We start from the raw sequence: 845 nt of genomic DNA, 5'->3' as shown, positions 1-845 counted from the left end.
AGCCTGGGCTTCAGCTCGATCATGCAACTCTTTAATTCGGAGCATGGAGCGCACACGCGCAACGAGGGCTGCATGGTCGACCGGCTTGGTCAGATACTCGTCAGCACCCGCGTTGAGTCCCGCGACGACATCCTCTGATTCGGTCCGCGCCGTCACCATGATGATTGGAACAAATCCCAGCGTCGTATCGATCTTCAGTCGCCGGCAGACCTCAAAGCCATCGATCTTCGGCATCATGACGTCGAGGAGGACAACGTCTGGCTCTACTTCATGCACGACCGCGAGCGCCCTCTCGCCGTTTTCAGCCTCCACGGTCTGATAACCCTCGGCACCGAGGCGCGCGGTAAGAAGGCAGCGATTCGTTTCGTTGTCATCCACGATCAAGATTCGGGGTGGGACATGCATCTCCGCTCCACATCACCACGCACGGGGCCCTCATGGCAGGTATCGATGGATCGTCTCAAGTAGCTTTCGTGCGCTGTAGGGTTTAGCGACGTAGGCATCGCAGCCAGCCGCGCGTGCCTTTTCCTCGTCGCCGCTAAGCGCATAGGAGGTGACGACAATGATTGGAATATCGCGAAGATCCGGCTGCGCTTTTATGCGACGTGTCGCCTCATATCCGTCGAGAAGAGGCAGTTGGATGTCCATCAGGATCAGGTCCGGGCTATGGGTCCGCGCCGCCATGAGCGCTCCTTCGCCGTCGTGCGCCTCGATCATTTCATAACCGACGCTTGCAAGCAGATCGCGCAGAATCTGCCGATTGTCCTCCTGGTCTTCGACGACAAGTACGCGCTTGCTCATGCCTACACCGCCTGCTGCTCAAGGCGGGCCGGCACCAGAAAAGA

Annotated in this window: 2 protein-coding genes; both read right to left on the bottom strand. The window is 58.8% G+C overall.

Translation table 11 applies throughout. The features are described 5' to 3' along the window. Positions 1-378, bottom strand: a 378-nt coding sequence (locus tag AC5ZG5_RS46270; RefSeq protein WP_496165578.1) for a response regulator, incomplete at its 3' end; no start/stop codon positions are given. 57 nt (positions 379-435) lie between these two features. After that, on the bottom strand, positions 436-801 hold the full coding sequence (locus AC5ZG5_RS46265) for a response regulator (protein WP_130228983.1): 366 nt from the start codon (positions 799-801) through the stop codon (positions 436-438). Between the last annotated feature and the right edge of the window lie 44 nt (positions 802-845).

This window comes from Bradyrhizobium sp. Ses1, from assembly GCF_059512365.1.
This window is presented reverse-complemented; position numbering and strand designations above follow the sequence as displayed.

What these genes read in the sequence shown, in the direction of transcription:
- AC5ZG5_RS46265 (WP_130228983.1), bottom strand. Translation starts at nt 801, where the DNA reads ATGAGCAAGCGCGTACTTGTCGTCGAAGACCAGGAGGACAATCGGCAG.